1 protein-coding gene is annotated in these 1,320 nt (G+C 35.5%); it reads right to left on the minus strand.

The features are described from left to right. A partial coding sequence (locus AAON49_RS00115; protein ID WP_349551734.1) for an efflux RND transporter permease subunit occupies positions 1-1,320 on the minus strand: 1,320 nt, incomplete at both ends.

Consider the following 1,320-nt stretch of genomic DNA (forward strand, 5'->3'; position numbering starts at 1 on the left):
CTCATCCCTGTCTGTAGCATTACCAACCTTGTTTCTATCGGTTGTAACTTTGGAGCTGATGTGACTCCTGGAAGTTTCGTTACTCTTACAATTTCTTTCCAAATATCATTTGGACTTTTAATCTTTGGTCGCCAGTTTCTGAAGAATTCACCGTCTGCATCTTCTATTAATTGAGATCTTTCGACTGCGCCTGTCTGCCGAACAGGCAGGCTCAAGGTGACATTTTCATTATTATTTGGATTAGCGATAAACTTACCATCCTTTAACTCAAACAAGCCTTCATCATTCACTTTGTAACGTTGACGTTCTCCATCTGCATTGAGCATATACTCAGGTTTATAGAGAATTACGTTTTCATACATCGAAAGAGGCGCAGGGTCTAAAGCCGATTCAGTTCTTCCTGCTTTTCCTACTACAGTTTGGATTTCTGGAATACTTGCTACTGCCATGTCTAGTTGTTGCAGTACTCTTTTATTTTCTGCTATTCCAGAATGAGGCATGGAAGTAGGCATTAATAAAAATGACCCTTCATTTAATGAAGGCATAAATTCTTTACCTGTATTTTTCATGATAAAGAAACCAAAAACAACTATGGTAGTTGGAATGGCTAAAAACACTAATTTATGATTCAATGCCCATAATAAGATTCTTGAGTAGAACTTTCTAAAGATTATGAAAGCACCTAATAACCCTAAGCTAATCACAGAAACAAAAAGAAGATTCATAAAAAAGCTTCTATCTATTCCAAGAGGTTGCCAATATTCAGCCAGTAAGAATAGAATAGTACTTGCAGAAATGAACACATTGAACCCATTAGATTTTTTCTCTGTGATATAATTTCTCTTCTTCAATAATTGACTTATCGAAAAAGCGATGAGTACAAGTCCTAACCAATATCCCATTATAATAGTTGCAATACCTAATAAGAATAAGATACTTGCACCTATGTATCCATACCACTGTTTTGGTTTTCTATTTTTAAACAAATACGCAGCAAATGGCGGAATGATAAATAATGCTACTATGATGGATGCAGCTAAGGCAAATGTCTTTGTAAATGCTAAGGGTCTAAATAACTTCCCTTCAGCACCAATCATTGTAAAAACTGGAATGAAACTAATAATAGTTGTTAAAACAGCGGTTAGAATAGCCCTAGAAACTTCCGATGTAGCATTGTATACTACTTCATTTGCTGACAATCCTTCTTCATTCTCTTGAAAATGTCGAATGATATTTTCTGATAGAATGACTCCAACATCAACCATCGTTCCAATAGCAATAGCGATTCCAGATAATGCGACAATATTGGCATCTATACCA

This window comes from Pseudotenacibaculum sp. MALMAid0570 (assembly GCF_040151415.1).
Classification (GTDB): domain Bacteria; phylum Bacteroidota; class Bacteroidia; order Flavobacteriales; family Flavobacteriaceae; genus Polaribacter.